Raw genomic sequence first — 13,655 nt, 5'->3', positions numbered from 1 at the left:
TTACGCCTCCTTTTTATGCTTGTCGCGGGCGGCCTTTGCGGCAAGCGCCGCACGGACCTTGGCCGCTTTCTCGGGATCCATGGCGGCGAGCTTTGCCTCCATCTCGGCAGCCTTGAGCGCCGCCTTGGCAGCAGCCTCATCGTGCTGAGTATCGGAGCCGGCAGCCGCAGCGGGCTGGGCGACGGCAGCGCCCGCAGCATCGTCGGCGCCCGCAGTGCCCTCCCCCGCAGTGGCCGTGGCAGCGGCAGCCTTTTCGGCCGCAGCCTTGCGCGCCTTGGCCTCTGCAACCGCGCGGACCTTCATGGCCTTCTCGCGCGCAGCCTTCACCTCGGGCGTGATAACGCTCATGGGCTCGGCCGTTGAGACCTGGTAGAAAAAGCCCTTAAAGTCGACCTGCATATCGGTAATGGCAAGACCAAACAGGTCGTGCGCTTCGTTCTCAAACGGAAATACTGCCGGATAGTACGAGCTGATGGACGGAATCTCCTGGTACTGATCAATTCCCTCAACCACCAGGTTCTCGATCGCATAGCTGCCGTCCTGCGCGATCTGCTCCTGAGCAGCCCGAACGTTGATAAACGTATAGACCAAGCGATACGAGCCGTCGTCGACGTTGCGCTCGGCGTGCATTTGCACAAAGCGCGCGCCGACGCCCTTGAGCGCCTGGACATGCGGCAGGAGCTCGTCGATCCCGACGGTGGTATAGATTGCCTTTTGCATTACTCGGCCTCCTTTGCAGCGACGGGCGTCCCAGCAGGTGCGTCGCCAGCGACGGGCGCGGCGGGCTTCCCGGCAGGCGCGCCACCGACACCATCAGCCCCGGCCCCAGCCGCAGCCACAAACCCGTCCTCGCCCAGCTCAACGCCACCGTCCCAGGTAGCGGCGCCGCCCACGGTGAGCGGATCGCCGCCGGCGCGCATCACGGCCTCCTTCTGGTCCAGAATGCCGCACGCCTCCACGATGGCATCGATCACGGTCTCGGGGCGAATGGCGCACCCGGGCGCGTACACATCCACGGGAATCGCGCGGTCCACGCCGCCGATCACGTTGTAGGCATCGCGGAACACGCCGCCCGAACACGCGCAGATGCCGCACGCCACCACGCACTTGGGCTCGAGCATCTGGTTGTAAATCTGACGCACAACGGGCAGGTTCTGAGCATTGACCGAGCCTGTCACCAAAAAGATATCCGCATGCTTGGGGTTGCCGGTGTTGACCACGCCAAAGCGCTCCGCATCGAACAATGGCGTGAGCGAGGCCAGCACCTCGATATCGCATCCGTTGCAGCTCGAGCCGTCGTAATGAATAACCCACGGCGAGCGCGACATTTTATGATCCATGGATGCCGCCTCCTAAATAAACACGTCGACGAGGATGGGCATAAGGTTGAGCAGGCCAAACACCAGCGCCACGCCCCAGCCGAGCTTAAAGCAGCTGCGCCAGGTACTACGGGCAAAGGTGTTGTCGATCAGGACCTCGACAAAATACGTCGCGGCCATCACGACCAGGGCGACCAGCCAGCTCACCGGGTTGTCCCAAACAAAGAACATGCCCACCCACATCAAAAACAGCACGGTCTCGCACCAGTGCATAAGGGTCATCTTGGCCAGCGTGCCGCCGCTCATCTCGGTGGCGACGCCCTGAACGATCTCCTGATGCGCGTGATGCGAGTACGAAAGGTCAAACGGCGACTTGCGCAGCTTGATGGTAAGCACCGCGAGCAGCGCGAGAAAAATGGGCGCGCTGTACACGATGATGGGGGCCGACTGCCCCGTCACGGCGATGGAATCAAAGCTGTCGGTGGCAAGATACAGGCCCACGCTCATCAGCAGAACGGCGGGCTCGTAACTCATGACCTGCAACAGCTCGCGGTCGGCGCCGACCTGGGCAAACGGGCTTTGCGTCGAGGCAGACGCCAACACCACAAAGATCGCGGCGAGCGTAACCATAAAGGCGCACAACAGCGTGTTGGAGCCCGACACAAAGATACCGCCGCCCACGACGGTAAAGATGAGCGCGCACGCCATATAGGTATCGTCCATGGTATTTACGCTGGCGGGGGCCTTGCGCAGCAGCTTGGCAACGTCGTAGAAGGGCTGCAGCAGGCGCGGGCCCACGCGGCCCTGCATGCGGGCGGACAGCTTGCGGTCGATACCGTCGATCAAGCCGCCCACAAGCGGCGCCAGCAAGGCAAATGCCACGGTGCCAATAAATATGCCCACGACGCCCGAACCTTCGAAATACTTGCCGCGCAGCACCGAGGGCGCGCTCATGGCAAGCCGCTCGGGCCCAATCCACGCGCAGCACAGCAGCGCAAACAAGATAATGCTGCAGCACACGACGCTACCCGCGGGGCCAATGCGCTTCTCGCCAAGGGCGTCCTCCGAGTACCAATTGCGCTTTTCGGCCTTCACCTCGTGTCCCATCGAGCCGCGGAAATGGCGATATTTGTCGGTTCCCACGCCCGAAAGGTACACGTTGACGCGCGGCTTATTGCTCACGCGGAACGACGTCAGCAGCACCACGGCGATAAACGCCACGATAACCACCATCAGATACATGGCGTCCTTGCCGATAACGTACGGCACGCGGCCAAACACCATGGCGAGGTAAGGCGACACCAGACCGCTCGAGATGAGCGGGAAGGCTACGCAGCACAGAATCAGCAGCGCGGCGATGGTGTTGAGCGCCATCCATTCGGTCTTATGGACATTGACCTCAACGTTTTGAGCCGTGGGGTCGACGCCCGAAAGCTTGGCAAGCCACTTGCCCCAGAAGTAAAACGTCGCGGCCGAGCCAAAGGCAAGCACCATGATCATGAGCACGTTGCCGGTCTGCGCGAACGCCACCAGGGCGCCCCACTTGGACACGAGCATGCCAAACGGCGCCACAAACATGCCCATGATGCCCAGCATCATCAGGCGCGTCAGGTGCGGCATGCGGCTGAACATACCGTCCATGTCCTCGATATTGCGGCTGCCGATATGATGCTCGGCCGTGCCCACGCACAGGAACAGCAGCGACTTTGCCACCGTGTGGAACAGGATCAGGAAGATGGCCGCCCATACGGCCTCGGGCGCGCCGACGCCCAGGCAGGCACTGATGAGGCCCAAGTTGGAAATGGTGGAGTACGCGAGCACGCGCTTGGCGTTGCTCTGCGAGATGGCCATGAGGGCAGCGAGCAAAAACGTGATGGCACCCACACTCGTGACCATAAAGCCGGTCACGGGATAGATGGCATAGAGCGGGCTCAGCTTGACCATCAGAAACACGCCGGCTTTGACCATGGTTGACGAGTGCAGCAGGGCGCTCGTGGGGGTGGGGGCAACCATGGCACCGAGCAGCCAGGTATGGAACGGCATCTGCGCGGCCTTGGTGAGTGCGGCGAGCGACAGCAGGATGACCGGCATCACCAGCAGCGCGGATTGCGCGGTTCCGGCGCCGGAAAGCTCGATCATGCCCGAGATGGTCAGCGGCATGCCGTTAACGTGCAGGTACATGAGTCCGGCCAAAAACGCGATGCCGCCCATCATGTTGAGGATGATCTGGGTGAAGGCGTTTTTAATGGCCTCGGGCGTACGCGTGTAGCCGATCATAAGGAACGAGCACACGGTGGTGATTTCCCAGCCGCAGAACAGCCACTCAAGGTTGTCGCTCGTCACGATGACGAACATGGCCGAGAGGAACAGGAACATAAGCGCCAGGAACTGCGGGCGACGGTCGGGCGCGGTCTGCCCGCGCAGCGCTGCCTCGTGCTCGTCGTGGGCCTGGAAGTCCTTCATGTAGCCCAGGGCGTACACGCAGATCAGGCTGCCGACGATGCCGACGGCAAGCACCATGATCACGCTCATGTAGTCCAGGTAGAGCGGCGTCGCCGTGACGGCTTCGGCCGCGGGCAGCGTCATGGCTGCAAAGGCAACGGAGCCCACTAGCTGTACTACGCCGAGCACACCGGTAAGCGCGTTCCTATATTTGTACGCGTTGTACAGGATAACGGCGCACAGAATTACGTCGATGGCGGAGCTGATGATCGAGAGCACATGCGAGGTGCCGGGGGCAACCTCAAAGCTCTGCGGACCCGTGACAAAAAACATGACGGCGACTACAACTGTCACCGCCATAATAATGCCGGAACCTATGAGCCCCACCGCATCGCGGGCGCGGTCACCGCGCGCAAGCAGCATGCCCAGCGCCGGTACCAGCGGAAACAGGGTAAGGAAATACAGTAGCGTCATACCATCACTCCCCCATGCAAAAACGCTGCAATTGTTTAATGTTATAGCTCAATTGAGGAGCAACGGCGGCAGGTTTTCGGTCAACTGGGGAGTTTTAGGCGTACGGGGCAAGGAGTCTGTCCGCATTGGAGTAGAGGGGTGACGCTCCCTTACCGCAGCGGCAGGCGCGCGGGCCACTGTGCGCGGTTTATTGGCCACGTTGGAAGATGTCCCGATAGGCTCGCGGCAGTCCGAAAAGTTGGCGCGGCAAAAAATGCGCCCCTGTGGGCGCACCATCCCGTTCGCTATTCCTCCTTTTTAACGCGCGGCTTGCGACCGCGCGGCTTATCGACCAGCGCGGACTCGCCGCTCTCGCGATACTGGCGGCACCAAGCCTTGACTGAAGACTCGCTGGGAATCCCATACTTGATCATGGTCTCGCGAACCGTCAGGCCGTTTTCCAGACGGTCCTTAACCACGGCGAGCTTTACTTCGTACGAATAGGTGTGATGACGAGCGCCCGCGTTGAGCACGGCATCGGCACCGCCCACGTCATATGCGCGGGCCCACTGACGAGCCGTGGCCTGGGGAATGCCAAGCTTTGCGGCGAGGGCGCGGTGACCAACCCCCTCTTGGAGGATCTCGACGGCGCGCTGCCTAACCTCGGGCGCATGCGTGCGAGTCCTTGTTGCTTCCGACATACCTGCCACTTCTTAGCCTTAACCGTTAATCTGCCTTCTTACGTGCATGTTAGATAGTAGCATTTTGCTGTTTGCACGTAGCAGTTAATTGAAAATCGCAACGGTGGCATCTGGGCATTTGGCATCAATTTACGACATTTCTTTATCGATTATTTACGCTGGTAGCTAGCTCGCAGCCAATCGTCATTCGCCTGCCAACAAAATTGGCATCTCTTTATGTCCTTTGGTATAGAGGATATAATTATTAACCCCTCCCCTAATAATTTTGAGCGGTCTGCAAGGCAGTAGACGTCCTCACTCCTCATGATTAGCGCGCATTGCCATCCACTGGAGCAAAACAAGAAGGGCGGGACCTGCTGCGCTTGCAGACCCCGCCCCGGTTGACACCCGATGGGACGCAGTCGGGCGAGGTGGATCCGTGCTACCGCCCCGCCCCGCTGCGATGTTAACTACAGCTCGTTGGCCGCGTGATATGCCGTGCGAATGGCGCTCGCGATGTCGGCGGTGCGCTCGCCCGAGCAGTCGCCCACGCAGGTCACGGGCACCGTCACGCCGTCCAGGTCAAACACGTTGGCCCTGGAACCCACAGCCATCACCACGTAATCGCAAGCGATCTTCACCGGCTCCTCGGCGCCGTCCTCGGTGGTGCGAACGGCCTCCACGCCCTCGTCGGTAATGGCGGTCAGGCGGGTCTTCACGTGCTGCTCCACGTTATGCTCGGCAAAGTCGCTCATAATCAGCGGCAGGATGGTCTCGGACTCGCCCGCGGCAATCTTGTCGAGCATCTCGACAATCGCCACCTCGCAGCCGTGCTGCAGCAGGTACTCGGCAGTCTCGGTGCCCACCAGGCCGCCGCCAATGACGGCGACGCGGCCCGTGAGCTCCACCTTGCCGGCCAGCACGTCCCAGCTCGAGACGACCTTGTCCGAATCGGCACCCGGAACGGGGATGACCACTTCGTGCGCGCCCACGGCCACAATCGCGGCGTCGGCGGCATTGAGGTCCTCGGCAGTAGCTGCGTGGTTGAGCTCAACCTTCACGCCCAGGCCGGGCAGAATCTTCTCGTAGTACTCGACCGAGCGCATGATCTCGTCCTTGCGCGGAGGCGCGGCCGCCAGCACAATCTGGCCGCCCAGATGATCGCTCGCCTCGTAGACGGTCACGTCGTAGCCGCGCTTGGCCGCCACGCGCGCGGCCTCTAGGCCGGCGATACCGCCGCCCACCACGGCGATCTTCTTGTCGCCCTCGCCAGGCTTAATGGCGATGGTCGCCTCATCGCCGTTCTCGGCATTGAGCACGCACGAGATGTACTTGCGGTTTTGAATCGCGTCGACGCAACCCTTGTTGCAGTTGAGGCACTCGCGAATAGGCTCGCCGGTCGCGGCCTTCTGCGCAATGTCGGGGTCGCACATGAGCGAGCGGCCATAGGCGATGATGTCGGCCGAGCCATCCTCCAGGATCTTCTCGCCGGCCTCGACCGAAACCACGCGGCCGACGGTTGCCACCGGCACGGAGACCAGGGCCTTGACGCGCTCGGCCACGGGCAGCGTCCAATTGTAGGGCATGGCACCCATGGGCGGAATGGTGTCGCCCATGTTGCCGGTGTGGTTGGCCTGTGCAACCTGGATCATATCGATGCCCGCGCCCTCGAGCAGCTTGGCAAACTCGCAAGCCTCGTCGGGCTGCAGGCCGCCCTTGCCGCGCGGCGTGCCGTCAGGGTTCTCCATGATCACGGGGAGCTTGTACTCCACCATCAGCTGCGGCGCGGCCTCCTTAATGGCGGCGACGACCTCGAGCGCATAGCGAACGCGGTTCTCGAACGAGCCGCCGTATTCGTCGGTGCGCTGGTTGAGGATGGCCGAGCACAGCGAGCCCACCAGGCGGTCGCCGTGGACCTCGATGGCGTCGATCCCGGCCTGCTGTGCGCGAGCGGCCGAGGCAGCGATGGCCTCCTTGATCTGGGTGAGCTGCTCCACGCTGGCCTCGTTCACAAAGTGCTGCATGTCGTGGTGCAGCTTGGCGTAGGCCTGATTGCGGATCTCGTTGGACTCGGTCATTTTGGCGGCAAAGGTCTCCTCGTCTCCGGCGGCCTTGGCCTCCTGCGCAGCCTTGGCGGCGGCCATGGATCCCATGACCATGTGGCCGACCCCGGGCACGTCGTACTCGGGGTGGAACAGCTGCAAAGCGATCTTGGCGCCGTGCTTGTGGACGGCATCGGCCAGCGCCTTAAACGTGGGGATCTGGGCGTCGGTTGCCAGCTTGGGCGTGGGGCTCGCGGTCATAACAGGAGCGACGTCGCCGATGACGATGTAGCTCACGCCGCCACGGGCCAGGCGCTCGTAAAAAGCCAGGCTGCGCTCGCCAATGGAACCGTCGCGCTCCTCGTAGCCGGTGGTCAGCGGCGGAAACATAATGCGGTTCTTGAGCTCAAGGGGACCAACCGTAATGGGCTGGAGCAGCTTGGATGCAGGTGCGGTCATAGACATTCCTCTCTTATAGGCGCGGCGGCGATGGTGCCGTGTAATTGTCTAGAGGATATGGCATGGGGGTACAGCGGCACAACGAAAATCGGCGAATATCAGGTGGCGGCAGGTGGATGGGGCGGGACGGCCCGTCGGTTTGTCTCAATCTGTAACAGTTGCTCGGCAAAACCGGGTCTTACTGTTACAGATCGAGACAAACGGGAGCGTTCCGTCGGATAATCTCTATCTGTAACACCTACAGACCAAAAACGACCCTAGATGTTACAAATCGAGACGAACAAATTCGGTCCGACCAAACATCTCAATCTGTAACATCTAGACCCACTTTTGACCCCTACCTGTTACAGATCGAGACAAACCAAGCCCGCCTGCTAGAAAATCTCAATCTGTAACAACAACTCGGCAAAATCCGCCCCTCGTGTTACAGATTGAGACAAACGGAGAACGTCCTGCCGAAACATCTCGATCCGTAACATCTAGCCGCCCAAATCGGGTCCAGATGTTACAAATTGAGATGAACGGATGAGACATAAACAGAACCTGCGATTGCAACCAATTAGCCCACTATACACATACCGGCTGCATCCGAAGTAGTCCCCTTACCCATGTCTCTCGACTACAAAAAAGGAAGCACGCATGTTGACATCCATTCCCATGATGCAACGGACCACGGATCAAGCCCCAGCGAATCAGAAGTCACCGGCTCTACGGACTTTCCCTCGACGAAGAGCATACTGCCATCCCCAATGGGTGTTAGGTCGCGGGTGAGACCGAACGTGTCGCAAAACACCAGCTTCGCCGCCGTGTGACAGCCATCTTCTGAGGGAATTTGCCATAGATCAATTGATTCGACCGGACTGTGTCCGACTATCTGATGGATACCGGGAAGCGGATCCTGGTACAGCTCTGATTGATCCGCCCAAAGCGGACCGGGAATCTCAAATCCACCCCTTCCGGGTCCCGCAGACTCAAGAGCAGCGAAATCGTCTTCACCACCTCGCCCCCACATCGCATTGAGGACCTGGCACACGTCGCACACATCATATGTATCATTGAGTTCCAGATGCCGATCTGCCCACGCACGCGTAACGCCCGCGTGCGTTACCAGACAATTACCTGCTATTGTTGCCACCTGCACGCCCAGTGTGGCGAGGGCATTCGCGACCTCATCGTACAAATCGACATGCGTACCGGGCCCTGGCGCACGACGGAGATACTGCATATCGTGGTTTCCGAGCACGAGGTCAATCTCCATTCCCTGTCTACGCCTCCGTCTGACCCAAGCGACGAGCATGTCGAGGGCATCCAGCGTTGTGAGTCGGTTGCTGTGCCACTCGTCGGTATAGTCGCCACAAAAGACCACGCGCTCAATGTCCATTTGAGAAACTGCCGCGTCAACGCGTCCCAGTATGAGCTCCTCTTTAAGATGCATATCTCCAACAACAAGTGTCTTTTGGTTGGATGTTGCCATAGGCCACGCACTCCCGTCCGCTCGCAGCCGTTAGTAGTTAATGCCCTTCCATCCGCCTATAGTTAGATAGGTGCCCTCCGCAAATACCTCATCGCGAGGCACACCAATTTCTTGCTGGAACTCCTCCTCACTCGAGCGGTAGTAGAGATTGAAGAGATGAAGTGCCACCGCTGGATCTTCAAGACGTCGGAATTGATGAACCAACTCTTCGCCTGGATAGAGGGTCATGCGACCAGCCATTACCGGCTTGCCGTAGGCAAGCCACATTGAATTTAAGCGGATATTTCTGTCAAAAATAGATCCGGCGATCTCGAGCTCATCAATAGCCTGCTGACGTGTATAGAGCTTTCCAGGGCTAATTTTACTCACGACGGTCTCTATATTCTCCTTGGTTGGAAGCCATTTTGTATGCATGCCCATGTCCTTTCGCAACGTTTAAGTCAATTATACTCGATGGTAATCCAGTTTTAGACGAGATTTATTTAAGCTATCTATTGATTTATTATCAATTGAATCTTACACTGAAGTAGATTCGATAGTAGACGATATTTTTAAGGAGTGTCTAATGACGTATAAAGACGGAAAGCGCGGTAAGGAGATGCTGCTCGTTCCCATCGGGGGCCGTCCGCAACCGGTTGTGGTGAACAACATCAACAAAACCCTGCGGTGCGAAATGTTTGCATGCGCTTTCGATGAGACGTGGGACGATGACGTCGAGGTCCTCCTGTATGTGAACGATGCGGGAAAATTTGATGGCTCTGCGCCCAATCGAGCCATTCGTTGGGCTAATGGCAAGCTCATCGATATCGTGTTCGGGAACTTTCTCATTGTCGCCATCGACAGAAAAACCGCCAGCACGATCGATATGCCGGCAGAGGTTCAACGCTTCTACCAGCAAAAGTACAGCGGATACGATGTCAACTGGGAGCAGCGGCCCCAATAAACAGCCCGATAAGGGAATGCGGACAGTCCAAAGCACCGTCCGCATTCCCTACCATTCCCGAAAAAAGAGAGGAAAGCCCATGTGCGACTACGATGCAATTCGGAAAATGCTGAGCTATTGGTGCGAACCGGACCCGTGCCTAGAACCGGGCGGCTACGATGATTGGAGGAAGAGAAACGATTTGGACTGTATTATCGCGTCCCGAGATCGCCGTGTCCCCAATGACTTGGTCCTGAACGCCGATCTCATCTTTTCCCTATGGGTCCCGCTTCGAGCCACCCTCAACAGTGCTCCCAACGAGCGATGGGTGTGGTGGCGTGAGTTCGAGTATGGAGTCAAATGTCCTAAGGAGAATCCCAAATACGAGTGTGGCTTGAATAGCGACGCAGTTGCTGCAGGACGGCAGTACGCGACTGATGTGTATGGCGATAAACAACCCAGAGACTTCATGATAAAGCGCCACGCGCCCTTCTTACAGGAGTTCAACGATCATATCGATGAATTTCTACCACGCGACAACGAAGCCACAGCAGCCCTCGAGAGGCTTTTTGAACTCGGCCAGACCAGGGCGAACGTTATGATCCTACTCGACCGATCGTGGAACAGCAAACGCGGGAAAATGTATGACTACATGCCTAGTTTCTTGGACTGGCTATTCGGTAAATATGATCTTGCAAATCATCGTGCCGCCGATGAAAACATCGATATCGCCAAATGGATTGAGAGGGAGAAGCTCCAGCCATTCTTCGAAAATGAGCACATATCCCGAGATTGCATCCGCGATCTCGCGGGTATCGGAAGTCTGAGATGCCCCCATATGAATGAGCTCAAAAACAGCATACCAGCGTACCTGAGCACATGCTCCACAATCCTGGAAAGGCGAGGCCAGCTTCTCGAAGAGGCATCAGTCTAATTTCTAATTGTCTCAATCTGCGACATCTAGGCCCACTTTTGGCCCCTACCTGTTACAGATCGAGACAATAGAAACCATCCCAACAAAACGTCTCGATCTGTAACATCTATCGACCAAAACCGGCCCTAGGCGTTACAGATCGAGACAAACCAAACCCGCCTGCTAGAAAATCTCAATCTGTAACAGCTGCTCGGCAGAATCCGTCCCTCGTGTTACAGATTTAGACAAACGGGACCCAACCCACCGGTATATCTTGATCTGTAACACCTAGCCGCCCAAATCGGGTCTAGATGTTACAGATCGAGATATTGTTTGAGAAGCTGTGGACCACGCCGAAAGACGGTCCCTTGATAACAAAAAAGCTCGCCGGCTAAGCCGACGAGCTGCAAGTTCTTGGTCGCGGGGGCAGGATTTGAACCTACGACCTCCGGGTTATGAGCCCGGCGAGCTACCAGACTGCTCCACCCCGCAATGTCTGGGCGCCTCATGTGCGCAGGAAAGAATATTACGCGGGAGTTCGGTAAACGGCAAGGAAAATCTCGTAGAGCATAATTCCTTCATATCTTGAACGCCCCCGGCGCGAAGAGTCCAGGGCCCGCGACGCCGCTAGACCATCCCGTCAAACGACACCTCATCGTCGGACAAAACGGCAGCGTCAAAACCTTCGGGTCCATCGGCTACGCAGTCCTCAAACACGCGATACCTCTCGGCGCGCTCACGGGCCGCGGCGGCAGCCAGCTCAAAAGCGCGGTCGAGCGACATGCCGCACATGAGCTGATACTCAAGCTCTACAGTGAAGTCGCCGCCCACGTCATTCGCCACATCGCTGGCACGCATGCGCAGCTCATCGCTCCACGGCAGCACGACTTTTCGATCGTCATCCTCGTCCGCAAAGGACACGCCCTTCGCGGCAAGACGCTCGGCCGTCACGTCCTTCACCATGGAGTCAATAAAATCTGCCAGCGAAGACTTCTCGCTGTTGATCAACGCCACCACCGTCTTATCGCCGTCCACGCGAGCCGCGGGCAACTCATTCAGATATTTAGCTGCAGCGATATTCATCGCCGGCAGGTCGTCCACATCGATATTCCGGTTTGTAAGCAAGCCGATGAGCCCGCGATCATACGCCTTCGCCGCACCGTAAGAGCCGGGCTCCCACTCGGCAAACTGCCCGAGCATGCCGCTTGTGGCCACAAGTACGCTTTCGGCGTCCCCGCGATAGCCAAACTCCCAGTGACAGGAATCGTGCAGCGGGAACGGCTGGCTCGACAGCGGCCCGCAGTGCATATGCGTCAGGGCAAACGGATCGCCCATGAGACCCACGGCAACCGCACCGGAATCGCCGGCATTGCCATACCAGACGCGCGTGCCGTCCCATACCACCAGGCACATTGTGCAGGCAAACGAGGCGATGTCGGCAGCGGGCTGATCGACGGCCACGTCTGCGACCGCACGGAGAGCGCGCTCAAACACGCCCTTAAGGGCAGAGGCATCACCCGGCACGAGCTCGCCCCGACGATACGCCTCGGCCGCGGCATCGGCGGCGGCTTCGCTGGCAAGGTGGGCACCTTCGCTGCTCAAAATCATGGATGGCATACCACCCGCGACGGCGGCAACGATCGCCTGGCGAGGCGCCGCGTCGGCCACCGAGCCTCCGCCGTCCGGGCCACCATCCCCCACCGCGCCGAACGCGCGAGGCGGCTCGACCACCCTCACGCAGCAGTGCTCCCGATTTCCGCACCCCTGCAACTCATGCCTGGCACCTGCTACGCTCGCCTCGTAGTGAATCAACATCTCTACTCCTTATCGTCCACACCGGCTGGGCGCGGCGGGCTCTGGTCCGTCCTGCGCCGCGTCCAGGGCTGCTTCCGCGGGCTTGGACCGCCCGCTTTGTCGCCGACAGTCTGGCAGCAAAACGGGCGTTTCGGTCGCACTCGGTTCAGCTGAACACGGGTCCAAACGCCCACGCAGACGAATCGCGGCGCAGCAGCGCCGACGGCACGTATACAATGGTGCGCGTCCTTTTACGCCGACACCTGGAGTAGACATGCTGCTCGCTATCGATATGGGAAACACGCAGACGGCCATGGGCCTGTTTGACGGAGACGAGCTGGTGCAGTCGTGGCGCATGCCCACCGACCGCTCCTATACTGCCGACGAGATCCACGTGCGCCTGATGGGTTTCTTTAAGATGTACGGCCTTTCGCTCGACGCGGTCGACGCGATCGCCTTTGCCGGCGTGGTGCCGCAGCTCTCGCGCGAGTGGCACGCCGTGGCCGACCGCATTGCCGCGGACGCCATCGTCATTGGGCCGCAGACGGCCGCGGTGACCAAGCTGCGCGCGGCGCGTCCCCAGGCTGTGGGCGCCGACCGCGTCGCCAACGCCGTTGCGGCCGAAACTTTCTACGGCGCGCCGGCAATCGTGGTGGACTTTGGCACCGCGACCAATATCGACGTCATCGATGAGAACGGTTATTACATTGGCGGAGCGATCGCGCCGGGCATCCGCATCTCCATGGATGCGCTTGCCGCGCGTGCTGCCAAGCTCGCCAGCGTGCCGCTCGAGGCGCCCGAGCACGCCATCGGCCGCGATACCGAGGAGTGCATCAAGGTCGGCGCCGTGGTGGGCGCTGCCGCCATGGCCGAGGGCCTGGTCGCGCGCATGAAGCGCGAGCTGGGTCGTGAGGACGCCACGGTTATCGCCACAGGCGGTCTCGCCGGCATCGTCGCCGATTCGACCGATGCCTTCGACGTAGTCGACGGACAGCTCACCATCAAGGGCATCTGCGAAATCTACCGCCGCATGCAGGAGCTGGGGTAGACAGGGGCCTAAGTCGAGCACGCCCGATGCCACAGCCCCCCGCAAACATTCGCCAAGCCTATTCCTCAAAAACGAAAATTTTTCAGTTTTGAGGAATAGGACCAAGATG

The 13,655-nt window shown here is 59.5% G+C and carries 11 protein-coding genes and 1 tRNA gene; 3 read left to right on the top strand and 9 right to left on the bottom strand.

Annotation, left to right across the window (positions count from 1 at the left end; genetic code table 11):
* From V2391_RS07550 to V2391_RS07520, 7 genes are all read right to left on the bottom strand, one after another.
* Window positions 1-720, bottom strand: coding sequence for an NADH-quinone oxidoreductase subunit C (locus V2391_RS07550; protein WP_329738840.1), 720 nt, complete (start codon window positions 718-720; stop codon window positions 1-3).
* On the bottom strand, window positions 720-1,340 hold the full coding sequence (locus V2391_RS07545; RefSeq protein WP_329738839.1) for an NADH-quinone oxidoreductase subunit B family protein: 621 nt from the start codon (window positions 1,338-1,340) through the stop codon (window positions 720-722). Before V2391_RS07545 ends, V2391_RS07550 begins: the two co-directional genes overlap by 1 nt.
* A gap of 12 nt (window positions 1,341-1,352) precedes the next feature.
* Window positions 1,353-4,235 carry a proton-conducting transporter transmembrane domain-containing protein gene (locus tag V2391_RS07540; protein WP_329738838.1) on the bottom strand — a complete coding sequence of 961 codons (2,883 nt, stop codon included), beginning with the start codon at window positions 4,233-4,235 and terminating at the stop codon, window positions 1,353-1,355.
* A gap of 284 nt (window positions 4,236-4,519) precedes the next feature.
* On the bottom strand, window positions 4,520-4,915 hold the full coding sequence (locus tag V2391_RS07535) for a transposase (protein ID WP_329738837.1): 396 nt from the start codon (window positions 4,913-4,915) through the stop codon (window positions 4,520-4,522).
* A 449-nt stretch (window positions 4,916-5,364) separates the two neighbouring features.
* Window positions 5,365-7,395, bottom strand: a complete 2,031-nt coding sequence (gene bilR, locus V2391_RS07530) for a bilirubin reductase, long form (protein ID WP_329738836.1) — start codon at window positions 7,393-7,395, stop codon at window positions 5,365-5,367.
* A gap of 619 nt (window positions 7,396-8,014) precedes the next feature.
* The gene (locus V2391_RS07525) at window positions 8,015-8,869 is read right to left on the bottom strand and encodes a metallophosphoesterase family protein (RefSeq protein ID WP_329738835.1); all 855 of its coding nucleotides are present in this window, start codon (window positions 8,867-8,869) and stop codon (window positions 8,015-8,017) included.
* Window positions 8,870-8,899: 30 nt separating this feature from the next.
* Complete coding sequence (locus V2391_RS07520) at window positions 8,900-9,283, bottom strand: hypothetical protein (protein ID WP_329738834.1); 384 nt, start codon at window positions 9,281-9,283, stop codon at window positions 8,900-8,902.
* Window positions 9,284-9,434: 151 nt separating this feature from the next.
* Between V2391_RS07520 and V2391_RS07515 the strand changes: the two genes are divergently transcribed.
* Window positions 9,435-9,812, top strand: coding sequence for a DUF3846 domain-containing protein (locus tag V2391_RS07515; protein ID WP_329738833.1), 378 nt, complete (start codon window positions 9,435-9,437; stop codon window positions 9,810-9,812).
* Window positions 9,813-9,891: 79 nt separating this feature from the next.
* Window positions 9,892-10,725, top strand: a complete 834-nt coding sequence (locus V2391_RS07510; protein WP_329738832.1) for a hypothetical protein — start codon at window positions 9,892-9,894, stop codon at window positions 10,723-10,725.
* 394 nt (window positions 10,726-11,119) lie between these two features.
* Here V2391_RS07510 and V2391_RS07505 read toward each other — a convergent pair.
* A tRNA-Met gene (locus tag V2391_RS07505) sits at window positions 11,120-11,196 on the bottom strand.
* A gap of 135 nt (window positions 11,197-11,331) precedes the next feature.
* On the bottom strand, window positions 11,332-12,519 hold the full coding sequence (locus V2391_RS07500) for a protein phosphatase 2C domain-containing protein (RefSeq protein ID WP_329738831.1): 1,188 nt from the start codon (window positions 12,517-12,519) through the stop codon (window positions 11,332-11,334).
* A 253-nt stretch (window positions 12,520-12,772) separates the two neighbouring features.
* Here V2391_RS07500 and V2391_RS07495 point away from each other — a divergent pair, with 253 nt between their 5' ends.
* Window positions 12,773-13,546 carry a type III pantothenate kinase gene (locus tag V2391_RS07495; RefSeq protein ID WP_329738830.1) on the top strand — a complete coding sequence of 258 codons (774 nt, stop codon included), beginning with the start codon at window positions 12,773-12,775 and terminating at the stop codon, window positions 13,544-13,546.
* The last annotated feature ends 109 nt before the right edge of the window (window positions 13,547-13,655 follow it).

This window comes from Collinsella sp. CM84Y_54, from assembly GCF_036317945.1.
Lineage (GTDB): Bacteria > Actinomycetota > Coriobacteriia > Coriobacteriales > Coriobacteriaceae > Collinsella.
Note: the sequence above shows the minus strand (reverse complement) of the source record. Positions and strands in the feature narration are given on the sequence as shown.

What these genes read in the sequence shown, in the direction of transcription:
- V2391_RS07550 (WP_329738840.1), bottom strand. Translation starts at nt 720, where the DNA reads ATGCAAAAGGCAATCTATACCACCGTCGGGATCGACGAGCTCCTGCCG.
- V2391_RS07545 (WP_329738839.1), bottom strand. Translation starts at nt 1,340, where the DNA reads ATGGATCATAAAATGTCGCGCTCGCCGTGGGTTATTCATTACGACGGC.
- V2391_RS07540 (WP_329738838.1), bottom strand. Translation starts at nt 4,235, where the DNA reads ATGACGCTACTGTATTTCCTTACCCTGTTTCCGCTGGTACCGGCGCTG.
- V2391_RS07535 (WP_329738837.1), bottom strand. Translation starts at nt 4,915, where the DNA reads ATGTCGGAAGCAACAAGGACTCGCACGCATGCGCCCGAGGTTAGGCAG.
- bilR (WP_329738836.1), bottom strand. Translation starts at nt 7,395, where the DNA reads ATGACCGCACCTGCATCCAAGCTGCTCCAGCCCATTACGGTTGGTCCC.
- V2391_RS07525 (WP_329738835.1), bottom strand. Translation starts at nt 8,869, where the DNA reads ATGGCAACATCCAACCAAAAGACACTTGTTGTTGGAGATATGCATCTT.
- V2391_RS07520 (WP_329738834.1), bottom strand. Translation starts at nt 9,283, where the DNA reads ATGCATACAAAATGGCTTCCAACCAAGGAGAATATAGAGACCGTCGTG.
- V2391_RS07515 (WP_329738833.1), top strand. Translation starts at nt 9,435, where the DNA reads ATGACGTATAAAGACGGAAAGCGCGGTAAGGAGATGCTGCTCGTTCCC.
- V2391_RS07510 (WP_329738832.1), top strand. Translation starts at nt 9,892, where the DNA reads ATGTGCGACTACGATGCAATTCGGAAAATGCTGAGCTATTGGTGCGAA.
- V2391_RS07500 (WP_329738831.1), bottom strand. Translation starts at nt 12,519, where the DNA reads ATGTTGATTCACTACGAGGCGAGCGTAGCAGGTGCCAGGCATGAGTTG.
- V2391_RS07495 (WP_329738830.1), top strand. Translation starts at nt 12,773, where the DNA reads ATGCTGCTCGCTATCGATATGGGAAACACGCAGACGGCCATGGGCCTG.